The 15,162-nt window shown below is 37.6% G+C and carries 17 protein-coding genes; 5 read left to right on the forward strand and 12 right to left on the reverse strand.

From position 1 onward, the window contains the following. Positions 1–43: 43 nt before the first annotated feature. Entirely contained in the window at positions 44–1,801 is a 1,758-nt protein-coding gene (locus tag ABDV71_RS09975) for a DUF3857 domain-containing protein (protein ID WP_343532303.1), read from the forward strand. Positions 1,802–1,861: 60 nt separating this feature from the next. On the opposite strand, the gene ABDV71_RS09980 is transcribed toward ABDV71_RS09975, so the two are convergent. From ABDV71_RS09980 to ABDV71_RS10010, 7 genes are all read right to left on the reverse strand, one after another. After that, positions 1,862–2,476, reverse strand: coding sequence for a thioredoxin family protein (locus ABDV71_RS09980; RefSeq protein ID WP_343532304.1), 615 nt, complete (start codon positions 2,474–2,476; stop codon positions 1,862–1,864). Between the two features lie 23 nt (positions 2,477–2,499). Beyond that, positions 2,500–2,982: a TlpA disulfide reductase family protein gene (locus ABDV71_RS09985; protein ID WP_343532305.1), complete on the reverse strand. Its 483-nt coding sequence runs from the start codon at positions 2,980–2,982 to the stop codon at positions 2,500–2,502. A gap of 87 nt (positions 2,983–3,069) precedes the next feature. Beyond that, positions 3,070–3,633 carry a redoxin domain-containing protein gene (locus tag ABDV71_RS09990; protein ID WP_343532306.1) on the reverse strand — a complete coding sequence of 188 codons (564 nt, stop codon included), beginning with the start codon at positions 3,631–3,633 and terminating at the stop codon, positions 3,070–3,072. Next, entirely contained in the window at positions 3,633–4,130 is a 498-nt protein-coding gene (locus tag ABDV71_RS09995; RefSeq protein WP_343532307.1) for an NlpC/P60 family protein, read from the reverse strand. The genes ABDV71_RS09990 and ABDV71_RS09995 overlap by 1 nt, the downstream gene beginning before the upstream one ends. 2 nt (positions 4,131–4,132) lie before the next feature. Then, on the reverse strand, positions 4,133–4,426 hold the full coding sequence (locus ABDV71_RS10000; protein ID WP_343532308.1) for an RNA polymerase alpha subunit C-terminal domain-containing protein: 294 nt from the start codon (positions 4,424–4,426) through the stop codon (positions 4,133–4,135). Between the two features lie 41 nt (positions 4,427–4,467). Continuing rightward, entirely contained in the window at positions 4,468–7,077 is a 2,610-nt protein-coding gene (mutS, locus tag ABDV71_RS10005) for a DNA mismatch repair protein MutS (RefSeq protein ID WP_343532309.1), read from the reverse strand. Positions 7,078–7,407: 330 nt separating this feature from the next. After that, a complete protein-coding gene (locus tag ABDV71_RS10010; protein WP_343532310.1) occupies positions 7,408–7,974 on the reverse strand; it encodes a 2'-5' RNA ligase family protein in 567 nt (188 codons plus the stop codon). Positions 7,975–8,088: 114 nt separating this feature from the next. Between ABDV71_RS10010 and ABDV71_RS10015 the strand changes: the two genes are divergently transcribed. From ABDV71_RS10015 to ABDV71_RS10025, 3 genes are all read left to right on the forward strand, one after another. Continuing rightward, on the forward strand, positions 8,089–8,535 hold the full coding sequence (locus ABDV71_RS10015) for a hypothetical protein (RefSeq protein ID WP_343532311.1): 447 nt from the start codon (positions 8,089–8,091) through the stop codon (positions 8,533–8,535). Between the two features lie 206 nt (positions 8,536–8,741). Further along, a complete protein-coding gene (locus tag ABDV71_RS10020) occupies positions 8,742–9,122 on the forward strand; it encodes a response regulator (RefSeq protein WP_343532312.1) in 381 nt (126 codons plus the stop codon). Positions 9,123–9,488: 366 nt separating this feature from the next. Continuing rightward, positions 9,489–9,911 (forward strand): CBS domain-containing protein, encoded by a 423-nt coding sequence (locus ABDV71_RS10025; protein ID WP_343532313.1) that lies wholly within the window; start codon positions 9,489–9,491, stop codon positions 9,909–9,911. Positions 9,912–10,014: 103 nt separating this feature from the next. Here ABDV71_RS10025 and ABDV71_RS10030 read toward each other — a convergent pair whose 3' ends face one another. The 4 genes from ABDV71_RS10030 to mqnE form a co-directional block, all read right to left on the reverse strand. Next, positions 10,015–10,518, reverse strand: a complete 504-nt coding sequence (locus ABDV71_RS10030) for a hypothetical protein (protein ID WP_343532314.1) — start codon at positions 10,516–10,518, stop codon at positions 10,015–10,017. 47 nt (positions 10,519–10,565) lie between these two features. Further along, positions 10,566–11,291: a menaquinone biosynthesis protein gene (locus ABDV71_RS10035; RefSeq protein WP_343532315.1), complete on the reverse strand. Its 726-nt coding sequence runs from the start codon at positions 11,289–11,291 to the stop codon at positions 10,566–10,568. Positions 11,292–11,297: 6 nt separating this feature from the next. Further along, positions 11,298–11,915, reverse strand: a complete 618-nt coding sequence (locus ABDV71_RS10040) for a histidine phosphatase family protein (RefSeq protein ID WP_343532316.1) — start codon at positions 11,913–11,915, stop codon at positions 11,298–11,300. A gap of 83 nt (positions 11,916–11,998) precedes the next feature. After that, positions 11,999–13,237, reverse strand: a complete 1,239-nt coding sequence (gene mqnE, locus ABDV71_RS10045; RefSeq protein ID WP_343532698.1) for an aminofutalosine synthase MqnE — start codon at positions 13,235–13,237, stop codon at positions 11,999–12,001. 128 nt (positions 13,238–13,365) lie between these two features. Here mqnE and ABDV71_RS10050 point away from each other — a divergent pair, with 128 nt between their 5' ends. Next, positions 13,366–13,785 (forward strand): acyl-CoA thioesterase, encoded by a 420-nt coding sequence (locus ABDV71_RS10050; RefSeq protein WP_343532317.1) that lies wholly within the window; start codon positions 13,366–13,368, stop codon positions 13,783–13,785. A gap of 119 nt (positions 13,786–13,904) precedes the next feature. Here the strand turns inward: ABDV71_RS10050 and ABDV71_RS10055 are convergent, their stop codons facing one another. Next, the gene (locus ABDV71_RS10055) at positions 13,905–15,020 is read right to left on the reverse strand and encodes a transglutaminase domain-containing protein (RefSeq protein ID WP_343532318.1); all 1,116 of its coding nucleotides are present in this window, start codon (positions 15,018–15,020) and stop codon (positions 13,905–13,907) included. Positions 15,021–15,162: the final 142 nt, after the last annotated feature.

Raw genomic sequence — 15,162 nt, forward strand, 5'->3', positions numbered from 1 at the left:
TAGGGCCAATGCGATAGTTCGGGATAATAAAACAATTATAGATATGAAATCTGCTGATAACGTAGTTTTAACGGTTAGCAGTGTGATAACTGTGTTGAATAAGAGCGGAGAAAAATATGGACATTTGGCCTTGTTCTATGATAAAAATACTTCTATAAAGGGAGTTAAGGGCGAAATTTATGATGAGTTTGGAAAACAGATCAGCAAATTTTCCTTGAGTAATTTCAAAGACGAAAGTGCGGTGAACGACTTCTCATTGTTTGAAGATAGTCGAGTGAAGTATTACATTCCGCAAGTAAGCAGCTATCCTTATACCATTGTATACAATTATGAGGTGAGGAATAAACAAAACCTAACCATTCCTCAATGGCGACCTGTTCCAGGTTTTGACATTTCGGTTGAAAAAAGCAGTTTCCAATTTTTACAATCCCCTGCCGATGAAGTTCGTATTCATGCAACCAACTATCAAAAAGCTCCAGAAGAAACTAATAGCGAGAAGCAAAAGGGATTGTCTTGGTCTGTTCAGGATATTAAGGCGTTAAAGAAAGAAGCTTATGCCCCAAATCCGGAAAGCTACTTTCCTTCCATTAGAATTGCCCCTAAAAACTTTAATTATTATAATTTAAAAGCTAGCTATACAGATTGGCAGGGATTGGGCAAAATTACCTATGACCATTTACTAAAAGATAGACAGGCATTACCACCAGAAACCATAACATTGATTAAAGATTTGGTTAAGGATGAATCTTCTGATAGAGCAAAAGCAAAAAAAATCTATGAGTATTTTCAGAAAAAGACACGCTACATTAGTGTGCAAATTGGTATTGGAGGGTTACAGCCAATTAAGGCTAGTGAAGTGGATAAATTAGGCTACGGCGATTGTAAAGGCCTTGTAAACTATATGCAAAGTTTGCTAAATGTAGTGGGTATCGAATCTTATTACTGTGTGGTAGAAGCTGGAGATGATAAAACAGATTTGATTCCTTCTTTTGCTAGTATGGAACAGGGCAATCATATTATATTATGTCTTCCGTTAAATGGCGATACTACTTGGCTGGAATGTACTAGTCAAGATGCCCCTTTTGGATATTTAGGTTCTTTTACGGATGATAGATGGGTATTGGCCTGCACAAAAAATGGAGGCAAACTGATGAAGACTCCAAAGTTTGAAGCTTCGAGTAGTCGTCAAATTCGCTCTGCTAAACTTTCTTTGACTAAAAATGGTACTGTTGAAGGCGTGGTTAATACTACATTTGACGGTTCGCAATTCGATAACCATTATTATTTGATATACAAATCTGCTACAGAAAGAGAAAAAGCGCTAAAATATATCTACGACATCAACAATATTGAATTTAACGAGATATCGCTTTCTGCTAATAAAGATATTCCGCTTTTCATCGAAAAATTGGGAGTAAGCATTGACAGATATGGTAATGCGAATAATGAACGATTACAGCTTAGCCCTAACCTATTTAATGTTAAGCGTACCGTACCTTCTGTAAGAAATAGAACACTTCCGTTGGAGCTTAAGCGTGGGTACACAGATATTGATAGTATTACTTTTACCTTAGGAGAAGGGATTGTTCCAATTGTGGTGCCAAAGGTAATCAAAACCGAAAGTAAGTTCGGTACTTACGAGTCCGAAATTAAAATGTTGGATGGTCAATTGATTTACAGTAGAAAACTTGTCATGAAGGATGGTGTTTTCAGTGCCAATGATTACGAAGCTTTTGAGAGCTTTGTAAATGAAGTGGCAAATTACGACAGCATTAAACTTACACTTGCGTTGAAGAAGTAAACGTATTAAATAAAAAGGACTTGCATTGGCAAGTCCCTTTTATTTTTTCCTTATTCTAATCTATCTACTTGCTTCTTTTTTCCATTTAATGGTGCAGCCAATTGCCTTGGTCGAAGCTACGTTCGGTTTCTCCCCTTTTAACAATTGATTTACCGCATTTTGTACATAGTTATCTCGCTGCGGGTTAGCTTCTTGTTGGTCGTTGTCGATGGCACCAATATAAGCCACTTCATTTCCTTTAGCAGTTTTTTGTAGCACAAAAACGTGTGGGGTACGTTGAGCACCATATTTTTTGGTAAACACATGGTTAGGGTCTTCCAAATAAGCAAAGCTGAAGCTTTTTTCTTTAGCTCTTTCCTGCATTTTGGCATAAGTATCACCAGGAGAAGCTACCGGGTCATTGGTATTGATGGCCACTACAGGATAGCCTTTTGTTGCATACATTTTGCTTAAAGCCTCTACTCGGGCTTCATAAGCTTTAGAAACTGGACAGGTATTGCAAGTAAATACCACGATGTAGCCTTTTGCATTTTTGTAATTGGCTAGGGATACATTTTTGCCATCTACATTTTTTAAATTAAAATCCGAAGCCAAATCACCTACTTGATAGCCCGTTTGAGCATTTACAGCACTTACCAAAAACATTGATAAACATGCTAAAATTAACTTTTTCATTTCTTTATGGGTTTATTGAAGATTTAAGGTTTAATTGCAGTTGATATTGTTTTGGTCAATTGTTCGTAGGTAAATGCCTGTTCGTAAAATGATTTTACTTTTTTATCAGTGTTTAAAATCAGTGTAGCGGGTATGGCTCCAGACCAATTTTTATCTACTTGGTCAATAAACTTTTGTTGGTCAGGTTCATTAACTACATACACCTCAGATTTAATTTTGTGCTTGGCTACAAAAGGGATTACATCCGTTTTTAGTTTCGATTTAAAGTCTAAGCTCATGAGTATAACTTTAAAAGGTTTACCTATATTTTCGGCATTTACTTTTTCAAAGTATGGTAGCTCTTCTACACAAGGTCCACACCACGTTGCCCAAAAATTAACCACATAGGTGGTGTCTTTCCCTTGTGCTACTCGTTGTTCTAATTCATTTAAAGTTAGCAATTTAACTTGTGCGTTAGCGTAATTCCCCACCAATATCAGTAAAATTGTTACGATAAACTTTTGCATGATGATTTCTTTATAAGGTATAAGACTTAAGAAGTTTTGAAAACTTCTTAAGTCTTAAAGTGAGCTTGTCATTTCGAAATTTTGTAATTAATGAACGTTACCAGCTAACAATTTGTTTACTTCTTCTTCCACATATTTTTTGGTAGCTGTTTTCTTTTCGTCAGGCTGGTCATCTATATTTCCAATATAAACTACAGAAAAGCCTTGTTTCTGTTTTTTTAGAACCACCGCCTTTGGTGTTTGCCTAATGTCGAATAGCCATGTATATCTAAACTTTTCATCTGCTAGGTAGGGAAAAGTAAAGCCTTTACTTTCGGCTAGTTTTTTCATCGCAGACATAGCGTCGTGCGGGTAATCTTTTTCATTATCGCCATAAGGTCCAATACCAACTACAGGGAAACCCTTGGGTTGGTATTTACTATTTAAAGCAACTATTCGTTTTTCATAAGCTAAGCAATGGTCACAACTTGGTGTCATGAATATGAGGATAAAGCCTTTTGCTTTTTGCTTAGCCAGTTCGTAAATCTGTCCTTTAGTGCTTTTTAAGGCAATGTTGTGAAGCGTGTCACCTGGTTTAAGTACTCTTTGTTGGGCGCTAGCATTTATCGCAAGCGCTAAGCAACATGTAATAGTTAATATTAGCTTCTTCATTAATTTAAAGTTCCTGTTTTAACAATGGCTTTTTGATATACTGGCAAGGTCAAGTCATCTACAATTACCCCTCTGGTAGTAGAGGCGTGTACAAAAAAATCGCCATTTAAATATACACCAACATGATCAACTTCTCTTCCTCCAAAGGAAAAGAATATAAGGTCTCCTTCTTTTAAATTGTTGTAATTCTTGCTTTTAACTGCATCAGCTTGATCTTTTGAACGTCGTGGTAAGGTTTTTCCGTAAATATCCTTTTGTAATAAAAAAGCGAAGCCCGAGCAATCAATGCCACTTTTATCCAATCCACCGAGTTTATACCTTACACCTGTCCAATTATTGATGAATCGATACAGTGGCTTGCTATTCAATTTTGCCATCGCATCTGCCACACGTGCGGCTTTGGTATCTGTGGTATGCTTTCTGCTCCCACAGGAAGCTAAAAAGCCAATGAGCGCTATACAAAGACATAAAATGTAACTTTTTTTAATGGCTATCATGTTTATGGTTTAAATGTTAATCCCTTACTGGCCAACGCTTCTTTAAGCGCAGGAAGGCTTGCCTTCCCCATGCCATGTAGTTTTAAAATTTCCTTTTCAGTATAGGTAGCAAGCTTGCTTAGACTATTAATATCTGTATTTTCCAAAGCGCGGCGTGCTGGAGATGATAGTTTTGACAAAAATCCCTCTGAAGGCCTTTTCTCCTGTTCGCATTGTGGACAAGTAGGACAATCGGTACTTTTGTAGTACTGGTGCCCTTTTTTACATGTCCTTAATGTTTTTTGGAGTTTAGCCATCTTTATTTAAAACTTATATCCTGTAAGTTGTAACTGACAAACTAATTTTTAATCAGCCTTTGTATCTCATCCAATTTTAGCAAAGCTTCTACAGGAGTTAACGTATTTACATCCAAATTATTCAGCGAATCACGGATTTTTACCAAAACAGGGTCATCAATCGCGAACATTTGCAATTGATAAGCTTGGTTCTGTACCTTCTTGATGCTGTCTTTAATGCTCTGTCCCTCAGTTCTATCTATTTCTAAACGTTTCAAGATTTCGTTCGCACGACCAATCAATTTAGCGGGCATACCTGCCATTTTAGCTACTTGAATACCAAAACTATGTTCGCTGCCACCAGGAACTAACTTTCTCAAGAAAATCACCTTGTTCTGCAGTTCCTTGATGGTTACGTTGTAGTTTTTAATACGTCCCATGGTGTTTTCCAAGTCATTTAACTCATGGTAATGCGTAGCAAATAAGGTTTTAGGGCGTGCCGTTGGATGCTCATGTAGATATTCGGCGATGGCCCAAGCGATGGAAATACCATCGTAAGTGCTCGTTCCTCGTCCAATTTCATCCAGTAAAATCAAACTCCTGTCGGAGATGTTGTTTAGGATACTGGCCGTTTCGTTCATCTCTACCATGAATGTACTTTCTCCGCTCGAAAGATTATCGGATGCACCTACCCTTGTGAAAATTTTGTCCACCATGCCAATGCTTGCCTCTTTTGCTGGAACAAAACAGCCCATTTGAGCCATCAGCACAATTAAGGCCGTTTGGCGTAAAATAGCCGATTTACCTGACATGTTGGGACCGGTAATCATCAAGATCTGTTGCGTGTCATTGTCTAAAAATACATCGTTGGTAATGTACTCTTCACCTACGGGCAAACGCTTTTCAATTACTGGGTGTCGACCGCCTTTAATGTCGATTTCCTTCTTATTGTTTATCGATGGCTTTACATAGTAGTTTTTGGTAGCCAGTTGTGAAAAGCACAATAACACGTCTAATTGAGCCACTAAATAGGCATTCAATTGGATAGGCTTAATGAAATGCGATACCTGGAACATCAGTTCATTGTATAAACGAACCTCAATAGCCTGTATCTTTTCTTCCGCCCCCAAAATTTGTTCCTCGTATTCCTTTAATTCGGGCGTAATATATCGCTCTGCGTTTACCAAGGTTTGCTTACGGATCCAGCTTTCTGGAACTTTATCCTTGTGCGTATGTGTAACCTCTAAATAGTATCCAAAAACGTTGTTAAAGGATATTTTTAAAGATGGAATACCCGTATTTTCAATTTCACGGCGCTGAATCTCCACTAAAAACTCCTTACCACCGAAAGCGATTTTACGCAAGCGATCTAATTCGTCATCTATTCCATCGGCAATTACGTTTCCTTTGATCAATAGCGCAGGTGGATCGGCTTGTAATTCCTTTTCCAATTTATCCTTAATGCTGGTGCATGGATTTAATTGAGAGGCTAAGGTCTCTAAAGCAGGATTTTTGCTTTGTTCGGCTAATCTCTTGATTTCTTCTATGTGTGATAAAGCCCTTTTAAGCTGCAGTAGCTCTCGTGGTCCCGCTTTTTGTAAACCAACTTTAGAAATGAGTCGTTCTAAATCGCCAATAGGTTTAATATGTTGTAAAAGCTCATCTGCCAATGTCTCATTTTTAACCAGAAAATCGACCGTTTCCAAACGTTCTTGAATAGGCTTTAGTTCTTTCAGTGGCATAATGATCCACTTGTGTAATAACCTAGCACCCATTGGCGTACAAGTTTCATCAAGCACCTCGAAAAGGGTTACGCCGTTGTCGTTTGAAGAGCTTACTAGTTCCAAATTGCGAATGGTAAAGCGATCTAGCCACATAAAACGCTCTTCTTCTACCCTAGAGATAGAGGTAATATGTTGTAAATTGCGATGTTCCGTTTCGCCCAAGTAGTACAATACCACTCCAGCTGCTACAATTCCGGCGGTAAGTTTATCTACTCCAAAACCTTTTAAAGAGTTAACTTCAAAGTGCTTGGTCAGTACTTCGTTTGCATAATCGTAGGTAAAAGCCCAATCATCAATATGGAAGGTGTAAAACTTGTCGCCAAATAACTGTGGAAACTCTAAGCGTTTGCTCTTTTGAAAAACAATTTCCGTGGGTTTAAAGCTCTGTAAAAGCTTATCTATATACTCGGCACTTCCTTGCGCCACTAAAAATTCGCCCGTCGAGATATCGCAAAAAGCAACACCCATCAAACCTTTATCAAAGTAGACTGCCGCCAAATAGTTGTTTGACTTTTGGTTCAGGATATTATCACTGTAAGCTACGCCCGGCGTTACCAATTCTGTAACCCCACGTTTTACAATGGTTTTGGTCATTTTTGGGTCTTCCAGCTGATCGCAAATGGCTACCCTTTGTCCTGCCCTAACCAGTTTAGAAAGATAGTTTTCCAATGAGTGGTGCGGAAAACCAGCAAGCTCTAAGGCGCCATTAGGACCTGTACCTCTTTTTGTTAATACAATGCCTAAAATTTGAGCGGTTTTAACAGCGTCTTCTCCAAATGTTTCGTAAAAATCTCCAACCCTGAACAATAATAATGCGCCTGGATACTTTGCCTTAATGGCATTGTATTGTTGCATTAATGGGGTTTCTTTTGTATTTGCTTTGGCCAAAATTATCCTAAATTACTAAGCTGTAAATATACCATTTGCCTACTGTAAGGGCCGTTGTTGTTGAAAAATAATGAAGATGTTGATTATCAGTCTAAAACTGTAAGGAACTCGTGAAAAGTGTATTGCTTATTTGAAAAGCAAGTTCCTCAATACTTATTCAAAAATAGTCCTGCTATCCGCTTTATCCCAATGTCATCCTGAGCCTGTCGAAGGACTGGGATGCTCGCTCCTATCAGGTTTAGTTTACAAACAATACTGCTAAACTTTGTCAATCTTAAAAGCACAGCGTATTTAAAGATTGACAAAGTAGGTATTGTAGCTTTGTGATTTTTAAAATAGACTTTGTTGCGCTGCTGACCTGGGTTCAGTGCCAACAAACTTGAAATCATCAGAATAAACGTCATATTGTTTTCTGGTGGGATTGAATTTTCTTAACACCAAATGGTCGCAATTAAAGTCGAGTTTAGCCTCGGCAAAAATTTTTAGCGCCATTTGTACATTTTCTTCTGTCAATTTCCTTCCAATGGAAATGTGCGGCTCTTTGCTGTGATAAGCATTTTTGATACTTAGCTTTTTTTGTATCCTTTTCATCAAATGGCCTACCTCTATTTTGGTTGCCTCATCTGGCTTTAAAAACACGGCACCATTTACATAGTTGCCCACACCTTCAAAATTCAAATGAATTGGATTTTCGTAACTAGCTATTTCTTTTAATTGGGCCGTTACTTTAGCTAATTCGTCTTCATCGGCAGTAAATTCACTAATCGTTACATGTGCTTTCGAATTTCTGCTATGGTACCAGCCTATGGCTCCATTTAATTCGTCTTTTAAATGGTCAACGTAGTTAAGTCCCGTTTGTGGTGGTGCAATTACGATAGAGTATTTTTGTTGGTCCAAAATCATTATCCGTTTAAGCTTTCAAAATTAATAGATGTAGACCAAATAGCGTTTTATTCCACTCAATTCTTATTTAACTAATATGCCTATATTTGCCCCACATAAAAATATAATATGGCAATTTTACATCGTAAAGAAGAAAAGATACAAGTAGTGTTAGGTAGGTTGCCTAAGCAATATGGGCATGAGCAATTCGTAGAAATGTTCATCAAATTATACTCAAAAGATTGGGGTAAAATTAAGAGTGCCTACATCAAACAATCTCAGGATAAAGAGCCTGGGACCGTGGTGAATATGCCAAAGCCCGAGCTTTATTTGAAACAATTGTTGGAAACTTACTTGGCCAATCGTCCGGCAGAAGAAGTATCCCCAACAAAAGCAAAGGCAACTCCAAAGAAGAAAGCGGAAGTTGTGGTTGAAGAGGCTCCGGTAAAAAAGACAAAGGTTGTTACCAAAAAGAAAGCGGAAACTGAGCCGATAAAGGAAGTAAAGGCCAAAGCAGCTCCAAAGAAGAAAATTGCTGAAGAGAAGTTAGCTCCGGCTAAAGTAAAAAAAGCTTAAGCTATAAAAATTATTCAATTCGCGCTTCTAGTAATATACAGCGTGATAGTTATTAAAAGGTTCGAGAGTATATTTCGGGCCTTTTTTATTTGATAATGGCCTGCTTGCCATGAAAGCTAAAAGTGGAAAACTCTGTTAGTGTGGACAAATAACATAAACTACTGATTTATAAGTAACGTTTATATATCAAACTAAAGTTTAAGGTTATGGAAACAACAGATAAAAAATGCGTTTATGTGTTGGAAGATAACGCCAACATTGCAGATATTATTGAGTTCCTTTTAGTAGAAGAACTCTATGAGGTAAAAGTTTGTAAAAACGTAAATACCTTTTGGAAAGAAATGCGTGAACATACTCCCGATATGATTGTATTGGATGTAATTTTGCCCGATGGTAATGGACTTGATATTTGCAGTAAATTAAAAAGAGATGTCAGGACCCATCACATTCCCGTGATGATGATGTCTGCTAACAACCACCTGAGTAAGGTAAAATCTAAATGCGACGCCGAAAGCTATATCAATAAGCCCTTCGATTTAAATGACTTTATGCAAAGGGTTGATCATTATAGTCATATAGCTTCATAATGTTTTGTTAGCCACAGATACACAGATGTTTTTTAAGGTATATTAATCAAATCTGTGCATCTGTGGCTTTCTACATTTTTTTATTGCTAGTTTTCAGAGATTGCTTCGTCGTGCCTCTCCGAATTATCGGAGTAAATTTTCACAATGACGGGAATATTAGGGTTATTGTGAGCTGAGCGAAGCAATCTCATGGGATATAGAGTAGTTTTCTTTTTAGCCACAGATGCACAGATGTTTTATCTAATTAAATCCGTGCATCTGTGGCTCACCTCTTACCTAAAAACAATCAGCTTTTTTAGTGACCAACGTTATTAGTTATCCGCGCTATCATCTTCATATTTGATGAACAATTTAATCGCATCGGATATGAAACAACGCGTTCCAATTTCAGAAATCATGACCAAGAATTTGGTTACGGCAAATGTTAGCGATAGCTTAACACACATCAATACCTTGTTGAAAGAAAATAACATTGGCCATTTACCTATCGTATCAGGTAGAACATTGGTAGGCATTATTAGTAAAACAGATATGCTAAGATTAAGCTTCGCCGATATTTATGAAGACCAAGCCAATGTAGATGAAACTGTTTTTCAGATGCTAAGAACAGAGCAGGTAATGGTTCATAACCCGTTAACAGTAGATGTGCATGACACCATTAGGGAGGTGGCTGATATGATGAGTAAGGTAGAGTTTCATGCGCTACCTGTGCTTGAAGAGGGAAAGGTAGTTGGAATCATATCTTCTACAGATTTAATCAAATACCTGCTATCCCAATACCACCATTAAAATATTAGTTAGTAGATAGTTAATTAAAAAATCAAGGCCATCTACGCTAAATGTTAAGTAACACAAGCGTATGATGGCCCTGTAATTTAATCTTACTTAGTGGTTATATCCTGTTTACTTTAGGTGTAGGGTTTGCACTTAATATGGCTGGCACTTTCGAATCAAGAAATACCTTTTTTTCCGCAATTTCAGTGTTGTTTCCTGCGTTATCTTGTTTAACCAATTTGTAGTGGTTTAAACCCTTAAGAGGCTCTTCATCGTGAAAGATATAGAGCGATGGCTCTGATGGATTTCCAACGATGGTCTTTTCACCGATTTTGACGAAGTTTTTGCTGTCGTCACTTCTGTAGATTTCGTACTTGCCATTTTTCAATTCAATGGTAGACCAACTTAAGATTGTTTGGTTTGACTGCACAATGATGTTGAAATGAGCTCTTCGTTCGGCTGATGTTGACACAGGTGTTAAATCAGAAGTAGAAGTTGTCGAGGTGGTTTTGCTTTGTTTTACAGGTAGTTTGTGTTCTGCTGCAAAAGAAAGATTGGTGATGAAACAAGCGATTAGCATAGCGCCTAGCTTGAATCCTGAAGAAAATGGTTTTTTATTCATGTGATTTCTTATAGATAGAGCGCAGTAAATAGAATTGTAGCGATGAATTACAACTCCGTAATGAGTTTTAAAAAGAGTTCTTTAGCTTTTATTTTTTCGGGTGTAAGATTAAAATTAAGTTTTTTTTGCAGGTAGTTGGCAATATCTATGCCAGTATTTGCAGGTAATTGCGTAATTACATTTGGGATATTGTCAATCCCCTTGGATAAAGCCGCGTCGAAGTCCTTCAAAAAAGTTTCTGGCAGCGGTTTATTGGCCACCCAAGCGGCATACATAAAAGGCAGTCCAGTAAATTTCATCCACTCCTCTCCCATGTCATACGCGTAGTTGAAATCACCTTTACGGCCGAATGTCCTATCCCCAATTAAAACCATCGCATCTGTATTTGCTGATTGGTCCGTGGTATATTCTACCGTTACTTTAAAGTGGTTCTTTAACAGTACTTTAGCTAAGTTGTTGGAGGTTCGAGACTGTGGGTCGAGCTTGAGGGTTTTAATCTCCTCAACAGGTACATTAGAGAAGATAAATACTGAATCAACCGCTCCAACAGAGCCAATACAAAAGGAACTGATAACTTGTGCATTGGGCACAAAAGGAATAGCTGCTACGGGAATTAGGCCTATATCCACCTGTTGTTCGATAAGCTTATTGGCACAATCAGAAGGGATATCCAAGCTTAAATCAATCTGTGCTAATACAGGTGAATGTTGTATGCCGTAAATAAACGGTTTGGTATTGGTATAGGAAACGGCAGAAACTTTAATTTTTTCCAAAGCGATTTATAATATTTGTTCTAAATGCGAGGTATTATTAGAATCGAGTAGCGTAAATTTTTCTCCGTCAAATTGTAGGCGGTATAAGGTGGTATTAGAGTGGGGAAATTCTTCCATGTCACTAAAAGGTTTGTTGAGTAAAATGCACAAAATTAAGCGCATAGCTCTGCCGTGCATGCAAATGAGCACACACTTTTCATTGTCTTGTTTTTTAATATGCGCTATGGCTTTTGATAAGCGGACACCAACTTCGTTAGGACTTTCGCCGCCTTCAAATTTGGCATTGTAGTTACCTAGTTGCCATTGTCTAACCACTTCCCTAAAAGCTTCTCTAGCTTCTTCGGTGTTGGGCTTTCCTTCCCATTCGCCCCAAGCTAATTCATCTAAACCATCAAGTTGCTCCCATGGTAAACCTAACTCTATAAATCCTTTAACGGTTTGGTGGGTTCTTTTTAAAGATGAGGTGTAAATCTTGTCAAATTTAACCTCACTGTATTTATTGAAAAATGCTGCTGCTTGGGCAATTCCTGTATCGTTTAAATCGGCATTTACGCCTCTACCTTGTACTATTCCTAATCTGTTTAGTTCTGTTTCGCCGTGACGGATGATGTAAAGTTCTTTCATTTATTAAGGAGCTGGTAGCTAGTGGCTAGGAATTAGTTAAAGTTGTTTAATATATCGTAATTCATTAATCTAAAATCGTAAATCTAATTCACTACAGGTAATTTATAGTATGATGGTTTTACCTCGTCTTCAAAAACGTGGTCAGTATAATCTGTAACTACATTATAAAGCGTATCACGCTCAATAGGCTTGCGTTTTACATTTTTGATCAAGTCAACCAATTCTTTGGTGCTCATTGCTGGTGTTTGCTCTTCTGCGCCTGCCATCGAATAGATCTTGGTCGTATCATCTAGGGTGCCGTCAATATCATCTACCCCAAAATTTAAACTTAATTGAGCGGTTTCTCTGCTGATCATTGCCCAATAAGCTTTAATGTGTTCAAAGTTATCCATATAGATACGGGCAATGGCGTAATTGCGTAAATCTTCTACTACCGAAACTTCTGCCACATCGCTCATTTGATTGTTCTGGTTTCTGAACTTCAATGGAATAAATGCTTGGAATCCGCCAGTTTTATCCTGTAGCTGGCGCAAACGTTCCATATGGTCAACCCTGTGCCAAAACTGTTCAATATGGCCATATAGCATAGTTGCGTTTGAACGCATACCCAATTTGTGAGCTTGCTCATGAATGTCTAACCATTGTTCGGCGTTACATTTGTCGTGTGCAATTTTCTCTCTCACTTCTGGATGAAAGATCTCGGCACCGCCACCGGGCATCGAATCTAGTCCTGCATCCTTAAGGTATTTCATACCATCGTAATGGCTTAGTTTTGCTTTTTTGAAGATATAGTAATACTCTACCGGAGTAAGTGCTTTAATGTGTAAATCAGGACGATGTGCCTTTGCTTTTCTAAAGAAGCTGGCATAAAAGTCAAGATTTTGTTTAGGCACTACCCCACCCGTAATATGCACTTCCGTTACAGGCTCGTCATCGTATTTCTTAAGGATGTCGATCATGCCATCCACTTCCATTTCCCAGCCTTCTTCACGTTGTTTGATCATACGGCTGTAAGAACAGAACTTACAATCGTACACACAAATGTTGGTAGGCTCAATATGAAAGTTTCTATTGAAATAGGTTAAATCACCATGTTTTTTCTCACGAATATAATTGGCCAATACACCCAGGTAGCTTAATTCGGCATGTTCATATAAGTAAACGCCGTCATCAAAAGTAATGCGAATACCGTCCTTAACTTTTTGGGCAATATCTTTTAAAGATGGAGCTAAATCGGGGTTTTGTATAAGAATATCTAACGACTGCACTATGGATTCTCCTTTAGGTTTAGGCAAAAGTACAATATTGCTTATAACGAACATCATTTTGTTGTAAAATTGGTTTATTTAGATTGCTTATTAGCTCGTTGGTTCATTAGTTTACAGGTTATATGAGCTGCACACTATCTAAAAAACCATAAACTAACCAATCAAACCACTAACTTTGCTGCATGATTGAAAACCAGTATAGCATTTTTGAAAGCGAATTGAATGTTCGTCCAGATGATATTGACATGTTTAACCATGTGCATAATAGCAAATATTTGGATTATGTATTGGCTGCCCGTTACGAGCAAATGGACAAATTTTATGGCATGAGCTGGGAGAAATTTGAGGAATTGGGCTACGGTTGGGTAGTGGCCAAAGTTACCATTTCGTTTAAACGTCCTTTAAAAATGGGGGATCAAATGATTGTTAGGACGGGAATTTTGGAAATGAATGAGAAAGGCAGCAACGTACAGTTCGAAATCATCAACAAAAAGACTGGAAAAGTATGTTCTGATGGCATTTTCGAATATGTGATGATTGATTTGAAAACCCAACGTTCCTGCAAAGTCACCCCCGAAATGATTGCTGCCTACAGTATTTAAAATTAAATGAACCACATAGAAACATAGTAAACTCCTATTGAAAAAATGCTTCTATGTGTCTATATGGTTATATTTTTTTCAGCCAAAGGAAACCTTCATCTTTGAATGATCGATATAAATTATTGTGGTGGTGCGTAAAAGTCCTTTAGGGAATTGGTGTATACGCAATAATTTATTTTGGAGTTCCAAAAACTGATATATTGCAAATTAGGTGCTCCTACAGGAACCAACATGAGCGAAGATTTGCCCTCTAGTTTATATTTATCTGTTGATGGTAGACTACGATTATCCAAAGCCGTGTCGAAATAGTAAAGATACACATAAACAAAATCTGTGTATTCTAGCTTGTCTACCTTGTCTTTGCTGGCTAAAATTACTTGGTCATAATTGTTGCTTAAGGCATGTTGAAATTCTACAGCATTTAAGGGCTTGCCGTTCAATGTAGGCATAACGTTAAATTGTCCGTCAATAAAAACCCATTTCTTTTGATCATTTAAATAAACTTCAGTAGCTACATGTCCTGGAGAACCCTTTCTTGTTTCAGCATCTTTCGTTTTAAGATAAATGGTTCTGGCCTTGAAGCCATGTGCGGTAAGTTGGTCACGAAGTACAATTGCATAAGCGAAGCAAGGAAAACGGGCACCTGTTTTAACTTCGTTGAGAATAGAAATGGCATCATTCTTTTTAGGCGAATTATTACCATCGTGTTTCCACTGATGATGTGTCCAGTTTAAAATAGACAGTATCCTTTGCATGTCATTATGATCATTTTTAATCACTTTTTCTAAAGGATATTCCTTTCTTAAACTGTCTGAATAGTTGGTTTCCGCATTTTCATAATAAAACCTAAGGTCATCTCGTTTTTTGCTATCGGCATAAGCCACTTTATCCCATTGATATTGAATGGTGGAAATGATGGTATGTGCAGGTTCTGCATTTTGCATCTTCACATAAAATGATTTGCTTTCGCCAGGTTTCATTTCAAAGCTGATACTGTCTTTACCTGAACGAAAAGCAATTCGTTCATTTTTGCTATAAAGTTTAATTTTTAGGGTGTCGTGTGCAATTTCTGGAGAAATACGCCAAGCATTAACAAACCATTTTTTGCCTAGGGCAACATAGATTTTATCTGTGTTGGCTAAAATAAGGGGCTCCCCTTTATAGGTCTGTTGTGCCGCTACTGGTAAATAGGAAATACCAAAGGCCATACAGATCATGGAAATTCGAATCTTCATAAAAATTAATAGGTTTAATGGTCGCTTAGTGTTTTTAGGTAGACGATAGGAAGAGAAAAACAGTTGCATGCTCTAAAATTTTTTGTTGCAATCGATAGTGTAATAATATTTAGAGATAGTTTTGAACTTTTTCCTTTGGTAT

Source organism: Pedobacter sp., assembly GCF_039594775.1.
Classification (GTDB): Bacteria; Bacteroidota; Bacteroidia; order Sphingobacteriales; family Sphingobacteriaceae; genus Pedobacter.